The organism is Shewanella sedimentimangrovi, assembly GCF_017354965.1.
GTDB classification, from domain to species: Bacteria; Pseudomonadota; Gammaproteobacteria; order Enterobacterales; family Shewanellaceae; genus Shewanella; species Shewanella cyperi.
The window spans coordinates 3,494,669-3,514,349 of the sequence record NZ_CP071502.1; the positions used below are offsets into that span (position 1 = coordinate 3,494,669).

Consider the following 19,681-nt stretch of genomic DNA (forward strand, 5'->3'; position numbering starts at 1 on the left):
CCGGCAACAGGCATTCGCAACACAAGGTTGATGGATTGAAACCCTTTCCCCGCGCAGAAATCAGCAGTAGCGCCCTGAAACACAATCTTGCCAGACTCAGACAATTGGCCCCGGACAGCCGGGTCATGGCCGTGGTCAAGGCCAATGGCTATGGCCACGGGCTGCTCAACGTGGCCCAGTGCGTCGCCGATGCCGATGGCTTCGGCCTGGCACGCCTGGAGGAGGCCCTGGAACTGAGAGCCGGCAAGGTCAAGGCCAAGCTGTTGCTGCTTGAGGGGTTTTTCCGCCAGGAAGACCTGCCCTTACTGATAGAACACGACATAGAAACCGTGGTGCACCACGAGTCCCAGCTACAGATGCTGGAATCCTGCACCCTGAGCCGCCCCGTAACCGTCTGGCTCAAGCTGGATTCCGGCATGCACAGGTTGGGGGTTACGCCGGAGCGGTTTCACGAGCTGTATCAAAGGTTGCTGGCCTGCCCCAATGTGGCCAAGCCAATCCATTTAATGACTCATTTTGCCTGCTCGGATGAACCGGACAACGACTTTACCGCCAGGCAAATCAAGGTATTCAACGACCTGACCCGGGATCTGCCCGGAGAGCGAACCCTGGCCAATTCCGCCGGCGCCCTCTACTGGCCCGAAAGTCAGGGAGACTGGATCCGCACGGGTATTGCTTTGTACGGTGTATCCCCTGTCTGCGGCGATCTTGGCAGCAACCATGGCCTTATTCCCGCCATGGAGCTGGTATCCCAATTGATTGCGGTACGTGATCACAGCGCCGGTGAACCCGTCGGCTATGGCGCGGCCTGGACAGCCCCCAAGGACACCAAGCTGGGTGTGGTGGCCATAGGCTATGGCGACGGCTATCCGCGCAATGCGCCCGAAGGTACCCCGGTACTTATCAATGGTCGTCGGGTGCCCATAGTGGGCCGGGTGTCCATGGATATGCTGACGGTGGATTTGGGGTTGGATGCCACGGACAAAGTGGGAGACTCAGCCTTGCTGTGGGGCCGGGACTTACCGGTGGAAGAAGTGGCCCAGCACATAGGCACTATCGCCTATGAACTGGTGACCAAATTAACCCCGAGGGTAGCTGTCTGCCTCGCCTGAGGCAGTTAGTTTTCGAAGCAGATTTCAATGTAGGCGGTGCCGTGTGGGCTGGTAAAAGGCATGATGATCTTCTTGCCATCGGCCTTGTGGGAGATCCTGTGGCCCAGGCCCGCCACCACCATTGGGGTTGCCATTTCAAAGTTATAGCCCTTCTCCCCCAACAGGTTCTTGGCGCCGCCGGTCACCATGTTGGTGATCTCCCCCACCAGATCTGTCACCTCATCATTGATGGTACCGGGGTTTTCTCCCAGCATGTTCTGCATGATTTCCAGAATAAGTCCCTGCTCAAAGGTAATGGACATCGAACCCCTGGTTTGGGGCCCCACCATACCAATCAGCCCCGAGACATCTCCCTTGGCCAGGTTATCGGTTTTGAGTTTGGGTTTACCCGGATTCAACTGCATTGATGCCATGGTGGAAATGACATTCAACAGCGACTGAAGAAAAGGATTGATGAATTCTACGTTCATATCTCGGGACACCCTTAAGCAAATCAAAAGAAGTACAAACCAGAGCCCCACATCCTGAGATATAACCTGCCCAGAACCCCAAGCCTCTGCTTTTATGGTGAACCAACAGCAAAACTTTTTCCAAGTAAAGGTTCACAATTCTCTAAAGCATAAGTCATTTTCCCGACAAGCCATACTGCAGTGCCCGTGATTGTGACAAATGTTCACAACTGGCAAAGCGGAATTAAGGTCCGGGTTTATGTTAATTGCGGCAATGGTGAATAAGGCGCTGCAACAGATTAATCCTATGCGCCTTGTTGCTTACAAAGAGCTGCCATGCCGGTTTGTCTTTGAGGGCTAACAACCTGGCAGGCATCCCCTTATTGCCGTCAGCATTCCCCCCTCAGCAAATGCCCATCTGCCCAAAGTCAGCGCCCGCCATTACTCATAACATCCTGCTGCCCTTGGCCTCACAAAGCAGACTAACGGTATTTTCATTCTGCATATTACTAAAATACAAATACTTATGACTATTTGACACTGATAAGTGCACTTTCCCAACTTGTACAACTTCCTTTTTTTTGTATAAGTGCTATAACTATACATAGTTGTACAAAATCAATCATTGTGTACAAGATTAATTTTACCTTAAGTGCATGCAATGACATGTTGAAACCCTTGGAGTGAAACATGAAACAGGATCAGCGCCTGGTGCGCGTTATAGAGCTCTACCGGACCTTGGACAAGGACAACCTTCATTTGCTTGCCGAAGTCTATGCCGATGGGATCCTGTTTGAAGATCCGGCGCACCGCATACAAGGAAGGATGGCACTTGAGCGCTATTTTTCAGCACTCTACAAGGAGCTTGATTCGATTCATTTTGAGATTGAGTCAGCCACCATGGCGGATCAGTATGCCTGGTTGAGCTGGACCATGACCCTGAGTCACCCAAGGCTTGCGTCCGGCAAATCAGTGACTGTCAGCGGCGCAAGCCGGCTCAATTTTGACGAACACGGCATGGTATTGCATCACAGGGATTACTTTGATCTCGGGGCATTGCTCTACGAGCACCTGCCCTTGCTCGGTCCCGTGGTCAGGGCGCTAAAAAGGAGATTTGGTGCATGAAGCGGGTGCTCATTACTGGCGCCAGCTCAGGCATAGGACGCCAGCTGGCCATGGACTACCTAAAGGAAGGTCACCAGGTATGGGCCTGCGGGCGCGATGCCGGGCGACTGGCTCAGCTACAGGCACTCGGGGCCAATGTGCTGTGCTTTGACGGACGTAATCCTCAAGCCTGTCATCAGGTGGCCGACGAGGTTAAAGACTTGGATTTGCTGATCCTCAATGCCGGGAGCTGCGAGTACATAGACAATGCCCGCGAGTTTGACAGCCTGCTGTTTGCCCGGGTTATAGAAACCAACCTGATTGCCACGGCCCATGTATTGGCGGCATTCCTGCCCCGACTGCAACGCGGAGGCCGTTTGGCCCTGGTCAGCTCCTCGGTAACCTGGCTGCCACTGCCACGGGCCGAAGCCTATGGCGCCTCCAAGGCGGCCCTTGACTACCTGGCAGCGACCCTACGCCTGGATCTTGCAGCAGCAGGCATAGGGGTAACCTTGGTCAGGCCAGGGTTCGTGGCGACTCCCCTGACGGCACGTAACGATTTTCCCATGCCGGCCCTGCAAACAGTGGAGCGAGCCTCTTGCCTGATCCGCCATGGTCTTGCGCGCGGCCAGCACGAGGTACATTTCCCGCGCCGGCTGATTTGGCCGCTGCGTCTGCTGGGCGCTTTGCCAAGCAGTCTGTGGCTGCGACTGTCACGCTTTATCACCCGTTCCAAGGACGCGACCGCATGAAAAAAATCGCCATCATAGGATCCGGAATCTCAGGATTAACCGCAGGCCATCTGCTACACCGCCACCATGCCGTCACCCTGTTTGAAGCGGCGCCCTCTCTTGGGGGCCACACAGCCACAGTGGATGTAACCCTGGACGGGCGCACTTATGCCATAGACACCGGCTTTATTGTTTTTAACGATCGCACCTACCCCAGGTTTCAGCGCCTGCTGGCGCGCACAGGCCTGGGGGCGCAACCAACCGAGATGAGTTTTTCGGTGAGTACGCCGGAGGGATTCGAATACAACGGCCATAATCTCGATACCCTGTTTGCCCAGCGACGCAATCTGCTGCGCCCAAGGTTCTGGAACTTCATCCGCGAAATCCTGCGCTTCAACCGTCTGGGGAAAGAGGCCTTGGCCCAGGGCGACGCCTTTGGACTGACCCTGGGAGACTTTTTGCTCCGGGAAGGCTTCTCTGAACATTTCGCCCGTCACTATATACTGCCGATGGGCGCAGCCATCTGGTCGTCAACCCTGGCCGACATGCGCGCCTTTCCGCTCGGTTTTTTCCTGCGTTTTTTCGCCCATCACGGCTTGCTTGAGATGGCCAATCGCCCCCAGTGGTATGTCATTCCCGGCGGCTCGAGGGAGTATATAGCCCCGCTCACCCAAGGCTGGGAAAGTGGGATACGCCTGGCCACCCCTGTGCTTGGGGTCAGCCGCAACGGCGATGGTGTCGTGGTGCGCAGCAAGGTCGGTGATGAGGCCTTTGATGAAGTGATTTTCGCCTGCCACAGCGATCAGGCGCTTGCCCTTCTCGATGATGCCAGTGAAGCAGAGCGCGAGGTGCTCGGCGCCATGACCTACCAAGCCAACGAGGTCTGGTTGCACACCGACACCCGCTTGTTGCCACGCCGGCGCAAGGCATGGGCCAGCTGGAACTATCGCCTCAATGGGGACGACGCATCACTGCCACTGGTCACCTACAACATGAACATACTGCAGGGTATCGAAGCACCTCACACCTTCTGCGTTACCCTCAATCCCGGCGACGCGGTGGACGAGCGCTGTGTGCTGCGCCGCTTTGTCTATGATCATCCTGTATTCAACCAGGCTTCCCTGGCAGCTCAGGGGCGGCGTGACGAAATCTGCGGCACAGGGCACACCCATTTTTGCGGTGCTTACTGGTACAACGGCTTTCATGAGGACGGCGTACGAAGCGCACTCGATGTGGTGGAACGCCTGGGGGGACGGCTGTGAACAGTGCCCTGCTGACAGGTCAGGTGCGCCATCGCCGCTTTGCGCCGCGGGCACACCATTTTTCCTATGATCTTTATATGCTCGCCCTGGATCTTGACGAGTTGCCACTGCTCGACCAGGGCGGAGCGCGATTCGGTGTTGATCGGCCGGCACTGCTGGCGTTTCATCGCAAGGACTACCTCGGCGACCCGGCGATGCCTCTCAAGGATGCCGTGTGGAAACGGGTGCATGAGCTGGGAGGCAAGGGCGACGGGCGCGTCCTGTTTGTCGGCCATGGCCGCTGTCTGGGGCTTTACTTCAGCCCGGTCAATTTCTACTTCTGCTATGAGGGTGAGCATGCTCGCTGGTTGCTTGCTGAAGTCTCCAATACCCCCTGGAACGAGCGTTTTCACTATCTCATCGATCTCGATGCACCTCGCCCCCAAGGCAAGGCATTCCATGTTTCGCCCTTTATGCACCTGAACATGGACTACCACTGGCGGGTACGACCACCGCAGGCGGGCCGTGGCGATCTGAACGTGCACATCGAAACCCATCCACAACAGGCTGACAGCAAGCTGTTTGATGTCACCCTGGTTCTGACCCCCCGGCCCCTAGACAAGGCGGGAGTGGGGCAGCTGCTGCGACGCTGGCCAAGCATGACACTGACGGTACTGCTTGGCATCTACTGGCATGCCCTCAGACTGTGGCTGAAACGCACCCCTTTTTATTCTCATCCGGAGAGACTCTGAATGGAACTTGTAGCCCCTTCCCGCCCCTTGAGCCAGCTTGATCGCATGGCCCGCAATATTGTGCTTCGCCTGCTGCCCCGTCTGCGGGACGGTCAGTTGACGCTGATTGATGAGAGTGACGGCGATTGCCAAATCCATCGTTTCGGCACTGCCGGCGAGCTTTATGCCGAACTGTGTGTCAGCGATGGCCGCTTCTGGCGCCGCCTGCTGCTGGGAGGCAGTATCGCCGCCGGAGAAACCTGGGTCGAGGGACTGTGGCAGAGCCCGGATCCGGTTGCTCTGGTGCGCCTGCTGGCCCGTAATATGAGCCTGCTGGATACCCTGGAGAGGCGCCTTGGCTGGCTCACATTTCCGTTCAATCGGCTGCGTCATCTGGCCAACCGCAACACACTCAAAGGCTCGCGGGCCAATATCGCAGCCCACTATGATCTCGGCAACGCCATGTACCAGGGTTTTCTCGACCCTAACATGCAGTACTCTTCGGCAATCTACCCCCATGGCGGCGCATCCCTGGATGAAGCGCAGCGACATAAACTGGATCTGATTTGCCAACGCCTGGCGCTGCAGCCGGGAGATCATTTGCTTGAGATAGGTACAGGCTGGGGCGGCCTTGCCATACATGCGGCCAAGCACTACGGCTGCCACGTCACCACCACCACCATATCCCGGGCCCAGCAGGACTATGCCAGGATCTGGATCGAGCACGAAGGCCTGGGAGATCGCATCACCCTCTTGCTGGAAGATTACCGGGCGCTGGAGGGCCAATTCGACAAGCTGGTCTCCATAGAGATGATTGAGGCCGTGGGCCATGCCTTCTTACCCGATTATTTCCAGCGGCTGTCGAATCTGCTCAAACCCGGAGGCCGTCTGTTGCTGCAGGCCATCACCATAGCCGATCAGCGCTTTGAGCAGTACCTGAAAGGCGTGGACTTTATTCAACGCTACATTTTCCCCGGAGGTTGCCTGCCCAGTGTGTCCCACATGACCAACCTGCTGGCCCGCCACACCGACATGGCCTTGGTGCGACTTCATGATCACGGACTGCATTACGCCCAGACACTGCGCGACTGGAGCCAACGCTTCCTCGCCATGGCACCTGAATTGCGACGCCAGGGCTACAGTGATGATTTCATCCGACTTTGGCACTTCTATTTTGCCTACTGCGAGGGTGGTTTCCGCGAGCGCAGCATCAGCCTGGTGCACTTTGAAGCGGCCAAACCCGGGGCCGGCTCCTGGCAATATCCATGAGACGTCAGACCGCATGGCGCTGGGGCCAATTACTTGGGTTCGATATCTACTGGACCCTGGCGGTGGTGCTCCGCTCGCCCTGGCCCCTGCTGCCAATGTTGGCACTGCATCTGTGGCTAACCCCGTCACGGCAGCGGGACCTGTGGCTGCTGCCGCTGGCGGCAGGCGGCTTCAGCATAGACCTGCTGCTCTGGGGCCAGGGAGTGCTGGCGTTTAATGCATTTCCCCTATGGCTGCTGGGGCTTTGGGTCGGCTTTGTTTGGACCCTGCCCCACGGCATGGGATGGCTTGAGCAATGGTCCCCGCTGTGGGTGGCACTGCTTGGTGCCATTGTCGGCCCGCTGGCATATCTGGTCGGAGCCAAGTTCGGCGGTGTGGCACTGCCCTTTGGTGCGCCTTGGTCTGCGGTTGTGCTGGCGCTTATCTGGGCAGTTCTGCTGCCCGTGCTGGTAGCAATAGTCAAACAGCGGAGCAGGCCCCCGGCCAGCGCATCCCATGCCGCACCCCATGCCAAGGAGAGAAAATGAAAGCCATGATCCTTACCGCCAGTCTGTTGCTGGGCTTGCCTGCCGCTGGGGCCCCCATGCTGGCAGAGCTTCAGCCCGTCGGCCAGGGCGAAATGCATTGGCTCTGGTTCAAACTCTATGACGCCACGCTCTACAGCCCCAATGGACGATACCACAAGGATGCTAGGCCCCTGGCGCTGAGCATCCTCTATGCCCGTGATATTGAACGAGAGGATTTGCTGGCAGCAACCCGTGAGGAATGGCAGCGCCTGTTGCAGGAACCAAGAGACCTGCAGGAAAAGTGGCTTTCACAGCTGGCAGCCACCTGGCCGGACATACAGGCCGGCGACAGGCTGACCCTCTATGTCGATAAGGAGGGACACAGCCAGTTTTGGCATGGGGAGCATGCGCTTGGTCAGCTGCTGCCCCCTGATTTCGCCCCGGCCTTTCTGGCCATCTGGCTGGATGAACGCAGCCGCAACCCGGCCCTGACCCGGCAACTGCGAGGAGAGAGTAAACCATGAGCAACAGGTTTTGTATCGTGTGGGCCAGCCTGATGGCATTAGTTATCGGTGGCTGTGGCAATCGCATCGAGGAGTATCGGGGCTCAAGCCCAAATTGGGATTTGGCGAACTTTTTTAACGGCCCGCTGGTGGCCCACGGCATAGTGCTTGACCGCTCGGGTAGCGTAGGCAGCCGCTTTACCGCCACCTTGCAGGGGGATTGGCAGAACGGTAAAGGCCGTCTGTTCGAACAATTCTACTTTGACGATGGTCGCCGTGAAACGCGCACCTGGATCCTGGAGCAGTCAGCCGACGGCAGTTGGCGAGGTCGTGCCGATGACGTTGTGGGTGAAGCCTCGGGCCACACCCAGGGGTTTGCGCTCAATTGGCGCTATACCCTTAACCTCAGGCTGCCGGACGGTGAGCAGGTGAAGGTCGATTTTGATGACTGGATGTATCTGCTGGATCAGCAGCGACTGATTAACCGGGCCGAAATCCAGAAGTGGGGTTTCCGGGTCGGAGAGGTACTGCTGTATATAGAAAAGCTGGAAACTCCATCGGTAAATGGCGCCGGTGACTTGCAGTAACCTTTTGTACCCATGTGGAAGCCAACTCGAGCCAATAAGCGGCATAGCTTGCGCGCTTTGCCGTCATGGACAGCCCCGGTCTGCCAAAGCAGCGTAATTCACTGTATACTGGCGCCCCACTCCCATGTTCCCTGACGGTCAGCGATAGCCTACTGCTCTTGCGTTTATCTATCCGGTAACCGCCCTTCCTGACCTCTCGGAATTGACCTGTCCCTCAAGCTCTTGGGCAGCCAGGGGGTAGTGCAATCAAACAAGACTGGAAAACGCGTTAAATGACTCTGAAACAGCTCAGTGAAACCCCTTTAAAATCAGGCAACTTGGCTAGCGCGGCACTCAACCGCACCTTTTCGGTCGCCCCCATGCTGGACTGGACAGATCGCCATTACCGCTTTTTTGCCAGACTGATGTCCAAAGAAGCCCTGCTCTATACCGAGATGGTGACCACGGGCGCCATCCTTTATGGCCGCGGAGATTACCTGGCCTATAACGAAGAAGAGCATCCGCTGGCACTGCAACTCGGAGGCTCGGATCCCAAGGATCTCGCCGCCTGTGCCAGGCTGGCCGAAGCCCGTGGCTACGATGAAATCAACCTCAACGTCGGTTGCCCTTCAGACAGGGTACAAAATGGTCGTTTCGGCGCTTGTCTGATGGCCGAACCCACACTGGTGGCCGAGTGTGTCGATGCCATGCGGCAACAGGTCGGCATTCCGGTGACGGTCAAGACCCGCATTGGCATTGACGAGCAGGACAGCTATGAATTCCTGACCGATTTCATTTCCAAAGTCGAGGCGGCCGGCTGCGATACCTTTATCATCCACGCGCGCAAGGCCTGGTTACAGGGCCTGAGCCCGAAGGAAAACCGTGAAATCCCGCCACTGGATTATGACCGGGTGTATCAACTCAAACGCGACTTTTCGCAGCTGTCCATCAGCATCAATGGTGGCGTCACCAGCCTGGAACAGGCCAAGGAGCATCTGCAACATCTGGATGGCGTGATGGTCGGCCGGGAAGCTTACCAAAACCCCTATATACTCGCCGGGGTTGATACCGAACTCTGTAACCGCACCTCTCCCGTCATCACCCGGGATGAGGTTATCGGGAAATTACTTCCCTATATAGGAAAACATCTGGCAGATGGCGGACGGCTGAACCATATTACCCGTCATATCATAGGCTTATACCAAGGACTTCCAGGTTCACGGGCCTGGAGGCGTTATCTTAGCGAGAATGCCCACAAGCCGGGTGCCGGGATTGAAGTGGTGGAAGCCGCCATCAAAGCCATGGCCGGCAACGACTGAAGCACATTCAATATCCCCTTTGGTGAAATTCACCACACTTGTGGCAAATTTCACCAAAGGGCAACTACTCATCCTGTCACACATCAGCCTCAAATAAATAAATCAATTATTTATCAACATCTTAATAAGGATTGAAAAGTTGGCACGCCATTTGTAATCACCTGTATGTCACTGGTAACTACAAAGGAATGCCATCATGTTGAATCGTCAAATACGCAAGTTCTCTGCCCCGATAGCTGTCTTGATGATGTTGGGACTGGGAAGTACCACCGCCAATGCCGCCGAGGTGAGCAGCACAGATCTGTTGAGCGCCGTTGAACAAACCGTAAGCGCCAATACCCAGGAAGCACTGAAAGCCTTTGCCACCGAATTGCAGTTGCAATTGCAGGCAGAAGTCGCCACAGCTTGGTATGAAATGGTCGAAGCTGAGCCCCAGAGCAATGAGCAAGCCGACAGCACCGACACTCAGCTGACTCAAGCCAAGGAGTAAGGGGTATGTGGCTGACAGCAGGATTATCGCTGATGACCGCCGCTGTACTTATGCTGCCGGTGGTCACCTTCGCCTTCTGCTCCTGGCTCATCTGCCTGATGCGCTGGCACAGATTCTGATATTGAAAAGTTGATTAGGAGACGCTGAATGTCAATCGAGTCCCGTATGCACAATCCCCGCCGCCTGGTGTGTGGCGTGGCCGCCTCACTGGCACACAAGTTTGGCTGGTCCTGTTTCTGGACCCGGATAGTCACAGCCGTGTTGGTGATACTCAATCCGGCCATGGCACTGCTCTGTTACTTTGCCCTGGCGCTGGTCATGGACAAGTGGGAGCGCTGATCTCTGGTAAATCGCCGGACAAGCGCTCCTCCTGCAACAGGTTTTGTCACAGAGCCTGTCGCAGGAGGAGGGGATCAGCGGCTCTTGCCAAGGAAGGCAGCAAAGCGGTTTTTGGCCTCATCACTCTTGAGCCGTTCGGAGAAGGCTTCCAGCTCAAGATGCATCTGATGCTGCACCCTGTGCTTATGGGGTCGCATCAGTTGTCGGGTGATCCCCAAAGCCTCGGGAGGTTGCTCTGCCAGTTTGTGGGCCTTGGCCAGGGCAAATGCCTGCAACTCGTCCATGGGGACCACATCGTTGAGCAGCCTCATGCACAGAGCATCGTCGGCGCCAAAAGACTCCCCCAGCAATAACAGCTCGGCAGCCTTCTGGTAACCCACCAACTCAGGCAACAGCATGCTGGCACCGGCCTCGGGTACCAGGGCCAGGTTAACGAAGGGTAATTGGAAGCGGGCGGTTTCGTCGGCATACACCAGATCGCAGTGCAGCAGCAAGGTGGTGCCGATACCGACAGCGGCGCCTGAGACCGCAGCCACCAGGGGTTTCTTCAGTTCCAGCAAGCAATAGAGAAAGCGGACGGCAGGATGATTGGCGCCTAAGTCATTATTTTTTAAAAAATCTCCGACATCATTACCCGAGGTAAAACAATGGCCCTCGCCGGTGATGAGAAAGGCACGAATGTCGTTGTCGCTCTCGCCTTGCATAAGGTATTCTGTGAGCTGCCGGTACATATCAAGATCGAGTGCATTGCGCTTATCCGGGCGGTTAAAACGAATAACCCGCACTCCCTGATCATCCTGAACCTGAATGGTACTCATGCGTTGTGTCCTCATAGACATGATGGTTTTACATGGAGTTTATGACATTGAGACAGATATTCAAACAACTGTTTAAAGCCAGTCTGCTGGCCGCTTTCGCCCTGTCGGCCCAGGCCCAAGTCATGGTGATGGACGGTTATGTACGCGCCATGCCGCCCTCCGTGCCCAACAGTGCCGCCTATTTCACCCTCATGAACCACGGCCCGGCCACCAAGCTGGTGTCAGTCTCCTCGCCGGCGGCCGATGAGGCACAGTTGCATACCCTGATCACCGAAAATGAGCTGGTTAAAATGCGCCGACTCGACAGCCTGGAGTTACCCGAGCATGGCACAGTCAGCCTCAGTGAAACCGGCAACCACATCATGTTGCTGGGATTGAAAGCACCGCTGCAGGAAGGACAGAAGATCGCCCTGACCCTGACCTTTGCCGATGGTCAAAGCCTGGAGATCACTTTGCCGGTTGCCAAACAAGGGACCAATGCAGCGCCACACGAACATCACCACTAGGGAGTATGTTAGATGCAAATCACATGGAAGAAGATCCTGGCCCTGGCTGCCACAGTCATACTGATACTGTACGGTGTCAGCATCTGGTGGAGCAGTGAACCCGATGTCCTTGAACCCGAAGTACTGAACACGGAAACCGGCGAAATCATTACCGGCTACGCCACTACCAGTGCCCTGATAAATACCCTGGATACCTTGCTCAGCAAACCCGGTGGTTGGTTATCAAACGACGTGGCACCGCCGTCGGTGCTGATGGACAACATGCCGGCTTTTGAATTCGGTGCTTTGGAACAAGCGCGGGATCTGGCACTGATCATGCGCAAGGAATTCAGCCGCTCCCAGTCCCAGTCCACCGCCGACAACGACCTGTTCGAGGCCCACTCCAAGCTCAACATAGCCCACAGCAACTGGCTGATCCCCAGTGCCGAAAGCCAATACAGTGATGCGATAAAACTGCTCAAGCTGTACCGCGCCCGGATTGCCGACAGCCACAACCAAAATGCCCAGTTCTACGCCCGGGCAGACAATCTCAACGAATGGCTTAAGGAAGTGCAGAAGCGCCTGGGCAGCATGTCCCAGCGCCTGTCGGCCAGTGTGGGACAGGACAGGCTGAATACGGATCTGGCCGGCGATACCGCCGCTCGCCAATCCACGCCCAATCTCGCCAGCCAGCACATTAAAACCGGTTGGTGGCAGATAGATGACGTGTTTTATGAAGCCCGTGGTTCCTGCTGGGCACTGCTTAATTTCATGCGCGCGGTGGAAGTGGATTTTGCCGACGTACTGAAAAAGAAGAACGCCGAAGTCAGCCTGCGACAGATCATCCGCGAACTGGAATCCACCCAGCAAACGGTGTGGAGTCCGATGATCCTCAATGGCAGCGGCTTTGGCCTGGTGGCCAACCATTCCCTGGTCATGGCCAACTACGTGTCCCGCGCCAATGCCGCGGTGATAGATTTAACCAACTTGCTTTCACAGGGTTAATTATGAAAAAAGCTATACTGGCGACCGCTTTGCTTGCCGCTTCTGTTTCTTCGGCCCAGGCCGCCACCGTCATTGGCTTCAAATTGGGAGCCGACTACTGGCACACAGATGTCAGCGGTACTTTTGCTGATGGCAGCGGCCAGCACCAGGGCTTTGACTATGACAGCTCAGCCCAGACCAGTCTGTGGGTGGCGATGGAGCATCCGGTACCGGCACTGCCCAATGTGATGATCCGTCAGAACAGCCTCGATGCCGACGGTGAGCTTAACGGCGAGTTCAGCTTCGGCGGCCGTGACTTCAACGGTCCCCTGAGCGCCAACAGCGATCTGACCAATACCGACTTCGTGCTCTATTACGAATTATTGGACAACGATCTGGTATCACTGGATCTGGGTGCCGCCTACAAGCTGATGGACGGCGCCATCCGGGTTGAACAAGACGGCCTGCCCGGCCAGATGAATATCGACAGCGGTATCATCATGGGTTATGCCAGTGCCAGCATCGGCGTACCCGGCCTGGGCCTGTATGGCTTTGCCGACGTGCTGACCGGCATAGATGAAACCAGTGTCTATGACTATGCCGTTGGTCTGGGATGGGAATTCGATGGTGTGGCCCTGGATACCCGGGTGCGCGGCGGTTACCGTGACTTCAATTTCGACGTCAACAACTTCTCAGATGTCAGCAGCAACATGGAATTCAAGGGCTTCTTTGCCGGTGTAGAACTGGTGTTCTAAGTTGCAGACACAAAAAAAGGGATTGCACTGCAATCCCTTTTTTATTGACTTGCGGTTACGCTAAACGTTGGCGTACCACCTCAAACAGGCATATGCCGGTCGCCACAGACACGTTGAGACTCGACACGCTACCCGCCATGGGAATGGAAATCACACTGTCGCAACACTCACGGGTCAGGCGTCTCAGCCCCTTGCCCTCGGCACCCATGGCGATGGCCAACGCGCCCTTAAGATCCGCCTGGAACAGGTTGCTGTCGGCTTCACCGGCAGCGCCGGCAATCCACACGCCGCGCTCCTGCAAACGTTTCATGGTGCGCGCCAGATTGGTGACCTGAAACAAAGGCACCGTCTCGGCGGCACCACAGGCCACCTTGCTGACGGTTGGCGTCAGTCCGGTGGAATTGTCCTTGGGCACTATAACACCATGGACACCGGCGGCATCGGCATTGCGCAGACAGGCCCCCAGGTTATGGGGATCGGTCACGCCATCAAGGATCAGCAAAAATGGCATTTCTGTCTTGTCGAGCAGTACCTCAAGATCGTTCTCGGTCAACACCTTTGCGGGACGGACCCGCACAATAATGCCCTGGTGCTGTGGACTCTCGGCCTTATCATCCAGGGTCTTGCGGGATGCCGCCTGGGGCTTGACCCCCCAGGTCTGGGCTATGTCCAGCAGCGGCACTATGCGCTCGTCCTGACGGCCACTGAGCAACCACATTTCCAGCACACGTTCGGGGGCATGCTTCAGCAAGGACTCGACCGCATGAATACCAAATACCAATTCCTGTTTTTTCATTTACTTCTTTCTCTTGACTCTTTTCGCTGCCTTGGGCTTTTTAGGGGCATCTTTCTTGGCCGCTGCTGCTGATTTGGCTGCGGGCTTGCCACGGCGCGACTTACCGCTCTTGGCATCACGCTCACCTTTCGCGCCCTTGTCGCCTTTCGCCAGCTTGGCCCCTTCCAGATTTACCCGCTCACGGGCGCTCATGGGACGTTTGGCTCCCTTGCGTCGACCGCCATCGTCACCCACCATCAGCAGGTCGATTTGCCTGTCGTCCAGATTCACCGCTGCCACCTTGACCGTGACCGGATCGCCTATCTGGTAGATCTGGCCCGAATTTTCGCCAATCAGGCGCTGGCGATTGGGATCGTACTGATAGTAGTCATTGCCCAGGCTGGAGATGTGCACCAAGCCATCAATAAACAGCTCATCAAGGCGCACAAACAAACCAAAACTGGTGACAGAGGCAATCACGGCACTGAAGGTATCTCCCACGTGATCCTGCATAAACTCACACTTGAGCCAGTCAGACACATCACGGGTGGCCTCATCGGCGCGGCGCTCGGTATTGGAACACTCTTCCCCGAGTAAATCCAGCTCATCCAGTTGGTAATGGTAGCCCCCATCGGCGGTCCATTTTTCAGTGGCCTCGCCCTGCTCCTTGCTCAGCAGGTAACGGATCACCCTATGCAATACTAAATCGGGATAACGGCGTATCGGCGAGGTAAAGTGGGAGTATTCCTCCAACGCCAGGCCGAAGTGCCCCTCGTTATCCGGGGTATAAATGGCCTGACGCATGGAGCGCAGTAACATCACCTGGATAAGCTCGGCATCGGGACGACCGGCAACCAGTTCCATCAGCGCCTGATAATCGCTCGGTTGCGGCTCCAGACCACCACCCATGCTCAGGCCACGCTCGGCGAGAAAGTCCTTGAACTGGGTCAGCTTTTGCTCTGAGGGCGACTCGTGTACCCGGTACAGCACTTCACCCTTATGCTTTTTGACAAACTTGGCCGCGGCCACGTTTGCCAGGATCATGCACTCTTCAATGATCTTGTGCGCCTGGTTGCGGGCTCTGGGCACTATGCGTTCAATCTTGCGCTGATCGTTGAAAATAAACTGGGTTTCCAGAGTTTCGAAGGCAATGGCGCCACGACCGGCACGCTGCTCATCCAGCGCCAGATACAGCTCCTGCAACACCTTCAGGTGTGGAAACAGCGCCTGATGCTCGGGCTTGATGTCTCCCCCTTCCAGCATGGCCGCCACCTGGGTATAGGTAAAGCGAGCATGGGAATGCATCACAGCCGGGAAAAACTTGTAGCCGGACAGCCCGCCCTTGGCGGATACCGTCATCTCGGCCACCATGCACAACCTGTCCACCCCGGGATTGAGGGAGCACAGGCCGTTGGACAGCTTCTCAGGCAACATGGGGATCACCTGGGACGGGAAGTACACCGAGTTACCGCGGGCACGGGCCTCGGTATCCAGGGCCGAGCCTGTGCGCACATAGTGACTGACGTCGGCAATGGCCACCCACAGGCGCCAACCGCCGCCCTTCTTGCGCTCGGCATACACCGCATCGTCAAAGTCACGGGCATCTTCACCGTCTATGGTCACCAGCGGCAACTGGCGCAGATCAACACGGCCGGCCTTGTCTTCTTCGGTGACTTCATCGGGAATGCGCTTGAGCTTTTTCTCTATGGATGCCGACCAGGTATGGGGCAGATCGTAATTGCGCAGGGCAATTTCAATCTCCATGCCCGGCGCCATCTCCTTGCCCAGCACCTCGGTGATCTTGCCACCGGCACGCACATAGCGCCCGGGACGACGGGTAAGTTCCACCACCACCACATCGCCGTGACGGGCACCGGCCTTATCTTCATTGGCTATCTGGATTTCCTGGGTGATGCGTTTGTCATTGGGCACCACAAAGGCCATGCCGGCATCCACCACCATACGTCCCACCAGGGGGGCGCTGCGCTCGGTCACCAGGCGCACGATGCGGGCGTCGCGGCGACCACGGCGATCGACTCCGGCCTTTTGTGCCAGCACCTTGTCGCCGTGGAAATACAGTTGCATATCGCGTTCGTTGATGAACAGGTCATCACCGCCTTCGTCGGGGCGGAAAAAGCCATAACCATCTCTGTGACCCAGCACAGTGCCACACATCAGATCCATGCGCTCGGGCAGGCCATAGCTCTGGCCACGGGTAAACACCAACTCGCCATCGCGCTCCATGGCACGCAGACGCCGACGCAGGGCTTCCAGCCTTTCTTCATCATGAATATTGAGGGCGTCAGCGATATGATCGCGTGTCAGGGGCGAGGTCTGGGATCTCAGGTAATCGAGGATATATTCCCGGCTGGGGATCGGGTTGTCGTACTTATCTTGTTCACGCTCAAAATGAGGGTCTTTAATCATTCAAATTCCATTGTTTTCTGCCCTCATTCCCGAGGGCGTTCAATAACTCCACATATGCTCACCCCGGGCTCTGGCCACGGAACTGGCGGGCATTTTGGATTCAAGTTGTTGCAGCAGTTTCCAAGCGTCCTGCTTCATTTTTTCATCACCGAACACTTCGTTATAGAGCCAGTGATAGGCAAGTTCATAGTCACGGGGGCTACCGTAACCTTCATTATATAGGCGCACCAGCGCCATACGAGCCAGGAGATCACCGTTTGCCGCCGCCGGTAACACGTACATGACGGCGCGGTTCTTGTCCTTGAACACGTATTTGCCCTCTTCATAATACCGGGCAATTTTCAGCATGGCCTCGGCACTGCCCTGTTCCGCCGCTTCCTTCAACATGGAAACGCCGCGGGCGGGATCGGCCTTAAGGCACACACCGTGAATAAACATTTCCCCCCACAGGAACTGGTAAAGGGGCTGCTTAAGCACTTCGGCCCTGGCTTCTATATCTTGGACCAGCTGGCATTCGTCGTTCTTAACCTTGGTAAGGTAATAACCACCGCGGATCATGTCCAGCAACTGTTCCTGGGTATAGACATCCACCGCCTTGGTTTCGGCGTGGACCAGGCCGGCAACTGACAGACTGAAAATCAATGCAGAGACTGAACGCAACATATCGGTTTCCAACAAAGAAGCAATGACCAATACATCGGCAGTATAACTCAATTCTTGAGTTGGAAGATGCCAATAAAAAGGCCGCTTTACGCGGCCTTATTACTGCATCAGTTGAACGGACTCACCCGGATAAAGGTTTCGTTCCGATCAGGACCGGTAGAGATGATGTCGATTGGAGTTTCGAGGATCTCTTCGATACGCTTGATGTAGTTAATGGCCGCCTGTGGCAGCTGATCCATGGAGGTGGCACCAAAGGTGTTTTCGCTCCAGCCAGGCAGGGTTTCATAAACAGGAGTGACCTGCTCATAACCTTCAGCCGCCAGAGGCGTTACCTTGGTCACAGTGCCGTCAGGCAACTGATAACCCACACAAATCTTCACTTCTTTCAGACCGTCCAGCACGTCCAGCTTGGTCAGACAGATGCCGCTCAGGCTGTTGATCTGGATGGCACGGCGCATGGCCACGGCGTCCAACCAACCCGGACGACGTTTACGACCTGTGGTCGCACCGAATTCATGACCCTTGGTACCCAGGTGATCACCGATTTCACACAGGAGTTCTGTCGGGAATGGACCTGCACCCACACGGGTGGCATAGGCCTTCATGATACCCAGCACGTAGTCCAGATGACGTGGACCAAAACCACTGCCTGTGGCCACGCCACCGGCTGTGGTGTTGGACGAGGTCACGAACGGATAAGTACCGTGGTCAATGTCCAGCAGAGTGCCCTGGGCGCCTTCGAACAGAATGTTTTCACCATTCTTACGGGCGATGTCCAGCAGGTCGGTCACATCGACGCACATACTCTTGAGGTAGTCGGCCATGGCCAGCGCATCCTCAAGGGTCTTCTGGTAGTCAACAGCCTCAACACCATAGTATTCGGTCAGCATGAAGTTGTGATACTGCATCACTTCCTTCAGCTTTTCGGCGAACAGCTCGGCATTGAACAGATCACCCACGCGCAAACCGCGACGGGAAATCTTGTCTTCATAGGCTGGACCGATACCACGACCGGTAGTACCAATGGCCTTGTTGCCACGGGCCTTTTCACGGGCGATATCCAGTGCACAGTGGAATGGCAGGATCAGAGGACAGGCCTCGGAGATCAGCAGACGCTCTTCAACGGGAACGCCGCGCTCTTTGAGCATGTTGATCTCTTTCATCAGGGCATCGGGGGCCAAAACCACACCGTTGCCGATAATGCATTTCACATTATCACGCAATATGCCTGAAGGGATCAGATGAAGAACGGTTTTCTCACCATCGATAACCAGAGTATGACCAGCGTTGTGGCCACCTTGGTAACGAACTACGTATTTTGCCTGTTCTGTCAGAAGGTCGACAATCTTACCTTTTCCCTCGTCACCCCATTGAGTGCCGAGAACAACTACGTTTTTGCCCATTGTTTGCTGCAAGGTTGCGGTTAAAGTGGAATTTTAACAGACCAACAGGGGGGACAAGCAAGATATTTATGAAAAAATAATCAGCAAAACCAGGCCCGCAGTGACCAAACCACCACCGATCCGACGCAAAACATACTGATTTTGATTGGAAATTTCGATCAAATATTGCTTCCAACGATTTGGGAATAATAATGGACCCAAACCTTCTAAAATCAGTACCAGCGCCAGAGACAGCATCATGAGTTGCAGCGACATCTTTCCCTCCTTTTCCTGAGTTTCCAGTGTGACCCGACAACCAAAAACTGGCAAGTGAATCGCAAGTCTTTATTTCAAAGGCACTTTAAATCCAGCCAGGATGTTCTGTCTGGTAATAGCTCCCAAGCTGTGACTTCCTTTACTCAAAGAACGGCCAACGGGTAAACCCTGACTTTCGCCGCTTTCAGCCATTTTAACGGCAGTAAAAATCCACCTGCATAGCAGGTGGCTTTGACACAGCCCCCTAAAAGGGGGCTTAAAAACTAACCTTCCAACCCTAACGCTATTTGCCGTTTCTCTTCTTCTTTGGCTGTCTTTTCCTGGTGCCGTACATATCTACGGATTATGTCTTCGTTTGCTCCTACTGAGTCCACAAAATAACCCCGTTGCCAGAAGTGATTCCCCCAGAGCTTGTGCTTTCTTAAATAAGGAAATTTGGCAAACATCCTGATCGCGGTTCTCCCTTTAACAAAACCCATTAAATCCGACACGCTTAGACTGGGTGGGGTTCTGACTACTAGATGGACATGATCTTCCTGAACATTTAGTTCCACGACTCTGCATTTCTTCATGTTGCAGTAAACATAGATACTTCGATAAAGCTCTCTGCCGAGATTACCTTTCAGGATTTTGTACCTGTACTTGGGTGTCCAAACGAGGTGATACTGACAACGATAGAATACGTGAGACGCGGATTCATATCTGCTCATGCTACTTACTCCTTGATTTGCTGGTAACAAACCGAGGGAGTATTTA

At 55.6% G+C, this 19,681-nt stretch carries 23 protein-coding genes; 15 read left to right on the plus strand and 8 right to left on the minus strand.

Annotation, left to right across the window (positions count from 1 at the left end; genetic code table 11):
- Positions 1-35 precede the first annotated feature (35 nt).
- A complete protein-coding gene (alr, locus tag JYB85_RS15540) occupies positions 36-1,112 on the plus strand; it encodes an alanine racemase (RefSeq protein ID WP_207380012.1) in 1,077 nt (358 codons plus the stop codon).
- 5 nt (positions 1,113-1,117) lie between these two features.
- On the opposite strand, the gene JYB85_RS15545 is transcribed toward alr, so the two are convergent.
- Complete coding sequence (locus JYB85_RS15545) at positions 1,118-1,582, minus strand: chemotaxis protein CheX (RefSeq protein ID WP_207320849.1); 465 nt, start codon at positions 1,580-1,582, stop codon at positions 1,118-1,120.
- A 669-nt stretch (positions 1,583-2,251) separates the two neighbouring features.
- Between JYB85_RS15545 and JYB85_RS15550 the strand changes: the two genes are divergently transcribed.
- The 11 genes from JYB85_RS15550 to JYB85_RS15600 all read left to right on the plus strand — a co-directional run bounded on the left by JYB85_RS15550 (position 2,252) and on the right by JYB85_RS15600 (position 10,360).
- Complete coding sequence (locus JYB85_RS15550) at positions 2,252-2,686, plus strand: nuclear transport factor 2 family protein (protein ID WP_207380013.1); 435 nt, start codon at positions 2,252-2,254, stop codon at positions 2,684-2,686.
- Complete coding sequence (locus JYB85_RS15555; RefSeq protein ID WP_207380014.1) at positions 2,683-3,417, plus strand: SDR family NAD(P)-dependent oxidoreductase; 735 nt, start codon at positions 2,683-2,685, stop codon at positions 3,415-3,417. The genes JYB85_RS15550 and JYB85_RS15555 overlap by 4 nt, the downstream gene beginning before the upstream one ends.
- On the plus strand, positions 3,414-4,658 hold the full coding sequence (locus JYB85_RS15560) for an NAD(P)/FAD-dependent oxidoreductase (RefSeq protein ID WP_207380015.1): 1,245 nt from the start codon (positions 3,414-3,416) through the stop codon (positions 4,656-4,658). Before JYB85_RS15555 ends, JYB85_RS15560 begins: the two co-directional genes overlap by 4 nt.
- A complete protein-coding gene (locus JYB85_RS15565; protein WP_207380016.1) occupies positions 4,655-5,389 on the plus strand; it encodes a DUF1365 domain-containing protein in 735 nt (244 codons plus the stop codon). The genes JYB85_RS15560 and JYB85_RS15565 overlap by 4 nt, the downstream gene beginning before the upstream one ends.
- Positions 5,390-6,637 (plus strand): SAM-dependent methyltransferase, encoded by a 1,248-nt coding sequence (locus tag JYB85_RS15570; RefSeq protein WP_207380017.1) that lies wholly within the window; start codon positions 5,390-5,392, stop codon positions 6,635-6,637.
- Positions 6,634-7,164, plus strand: coding sequence for a DUF2878 domain-containing protein (locus tag JYB85_RS15575; protein WP_207380018.1), 531 nt, complete (start codon positions 6,634-6,636; stop codon positions 7,162-7,164). The genes JYB85_RS15570 and JYB85_RS15575 overlap by 4 nt, the downstream gene beginning before the upstream one ends.
- On the plus strand, positions 7,161-7,667 hold the full coding sequence (locus JYB85_RS15580; RefSeq protein WP_207320855.1) for a chalcone isomerase family protein: 507 nt from the start codon (positions 7,161-7,163) through the stop codon (positions 7,665-7,667). The genes JYB85_RS15575 and JYB85_RS15580 overlap by 4 nt, the downstream gene beginning before the upstream one ends.
- Complete coding sequence (locus tag JYB85_RS15585; RefSeq protein WP_207380019.1) at positions 7,664-8,233, plus strand: DUF3833 domain-containing protein; 570 nt, start codon at positions 7,664-7,666, stop codon at positions 8,231-8,233. The genes JYB85_RS15580 and JYB85_RS15585 overlap by 4 nt, the downstream gene beginning before the upstream one ends.
- Positions 8,234-8,505: 272 nt before the next feature.
- Positions 8,506-9,531, plus strand: coding sequence for a tRNA dihydrouridine(20/20a) synthase DusA (dusA, locus tag JYB85_RS15590; protein ID WP_207380020.1), 1,026 nt, complete (start codon positions 8,506-8,508; stop codon positions 9,529-9,531).
- 196 nt (positions 9,532-9,727) lie between these two features.
- The gene (locus JYB85_RS15595; RefSeq protein WP_207380021.1) at positions 9,728-10,021 is read left to right on the plus strand and encodes a hypothetical protein; all 294 of its coding nucleotides are present in this window, start codon (positions 9,728-9,730) and stop codon (positions 10,019-10,021) included.
- A 147-nt stretch (positions 10,022-10,168) separates the two neighbouring features.
- Positions 10,169-10,360 carry a PspC domain-containing protein gene (locus JYB85_RS15600; protein WP_207320859.1) on the plus strand — a complete coding sequence of 64 codons (192 nt, stop codon included), beginning with the start codon at positions 10,169-10,171 and terminating at the stop codon, positions 10,358-10,360.
- Positions 10,361-10,434: 74 nt separating this feature from the next.
- Here JYB85_RS15600 and JYB85_RS15605 read toward each other — a convergent pair whose 3' ends face one another.
- Complete coding sequence (locus tag JYB85_RS15605; RefSeq protein WP_207380022.1) at positions 10,435-11,178, minus strand: enoyl-CoA hydratase; 744 nt, start codon at positions 11,176-11,178, stop codon at positions 10,435-10,437.
- A 32-nt stretch (positions 11,179-11,210) separates the two neighbouring features.
- On the opposite strand from JYB85_RS15605, the gene JYB85_RS15610 reads away from it, so the two are divergent.
- The 3 genes from JYB85_RS15610 to JYB85_RS15620 are packed head-to-tail and all read left to right on the plus strand — an operon-like array spanning position 11,211 to position 13,402.
- Positions 11,211-11,684 carry a copper chaperone PCu(A)C gene (locus JYB85_RS15610; protein ID WP_207380023.1) on the plus strand — a complete coding sequence of 158 codons (474 nt, stop codon included), beginning with the start codon at positions 11,211-11,213 and terminating at the stop codon, positions 11,682-11,684.
- Positions 11,685-11,696: 12 nt separating this feature from the next.
- Entirely contained in the window at positions 11,697-12,668 is a 972-nt protein-coding gene (locus tag JYB85_RS15615; RefSeq protein ID WP_207380024.1) for a DUF2333 family protein, read from the plus strand.
- A gap of 2 nt (positions 12,669-12,670) precedes the next feature.
- Positions 12,671-13,402, plus strand: coding sequence for a TIGR04219 family outer membrane beta-barrel protein (locus JYB85_RS15620; protein WP_207380025.1), 732 nt, complete (start codon positions 12,671-12,673; stop codon positions 13,400-13,402).
- Between the two features lie 55 nt (positions 13,403-13,457).
- On the opposite strand, the gene rlmB is transcribed toward JYB85_RS15620, so the two are convergent.
- From rlmB to tnpA, 6 genes are all read right to left on the minus strand, one after another.
- Positions 13,458-14,198: a 23S rRNA (guanosine(2251)-2'-O)-methyltransferase RlmB gene (gene rlmB, locus JYB85_RS15625; protein WP_207380026.1), complete on the minus strand. Its 741-nt coding sequence runs from the start codon at positions 14,196-14,198 to the stop codon at positions 13,458-13,460.
- Positions 14,199-16,604: a ribonuclease R gene (gene rnr, locus JYB85_RS15630; RefSeq protein WP_207380027.1), complete on the minus strand. Its 2,406-nt coding sequence runs from the start codon at positions 16,602-16,604 to the stop codon at positions 14,199-14,201.
- A 39-nt stretch (positions 16,605-16,643) separates the two neighbouring features.
- The gene (locus JYB85_RS15635) at positions 16,644-17,267 is read right to left on the minus strand and encodes a tetratricopeptide repeat protein (RefSeq protein WP_207380028.1); all 624 of its coding nucleotides are present in this window, start codon (positions 17,265-17,267) and stop codon (positions 16,644-16,646) included.
- A 107-nt stretch (positions 17,268-17,374) separates the two neighbouring features.
- Positions 17,375-18,670 carry an adenylosuccinate synthase gene (locus tag JYB85_RS15640; RefSeq protein ID WP_207380029.1) on the minus strand — a complete coding sequence of 432 codons (1,296 nt, stop codon included), beginning with the start codon at positions 18,668-18,670 and terminating at the stop codon, positions 17,375-17,377.
- Positions 18,671-18,736: 66 nt separating this feature from the next.
- Positions 18,737-18,925 (minus strand): DUF2065 domain-containing protein, encoded by a 189-nt coding sequence (locus tag JYB85_RS15645; protein ID WP_207380030.1) that lies wholly within the window; start codon positions 18,923-18,925, stop codon positions 18,737-18,739.
- 263 nt (positions 18,926-19,188) lie between these two features.
- Positions 19,189-19,635 (minus strand): IS200/IS605 family transposase, encoded by a 447-nt coding sequence (gene tnpA, locus JYB85_RS15650; RefSeq protein WP_207381940.1) that lies wholly within the window; start codon positions 19,633-19,635, stop codon positions 19,189-19,191.
- Positions 19,636-19,681: the final 46 nt, after the last annotated feature.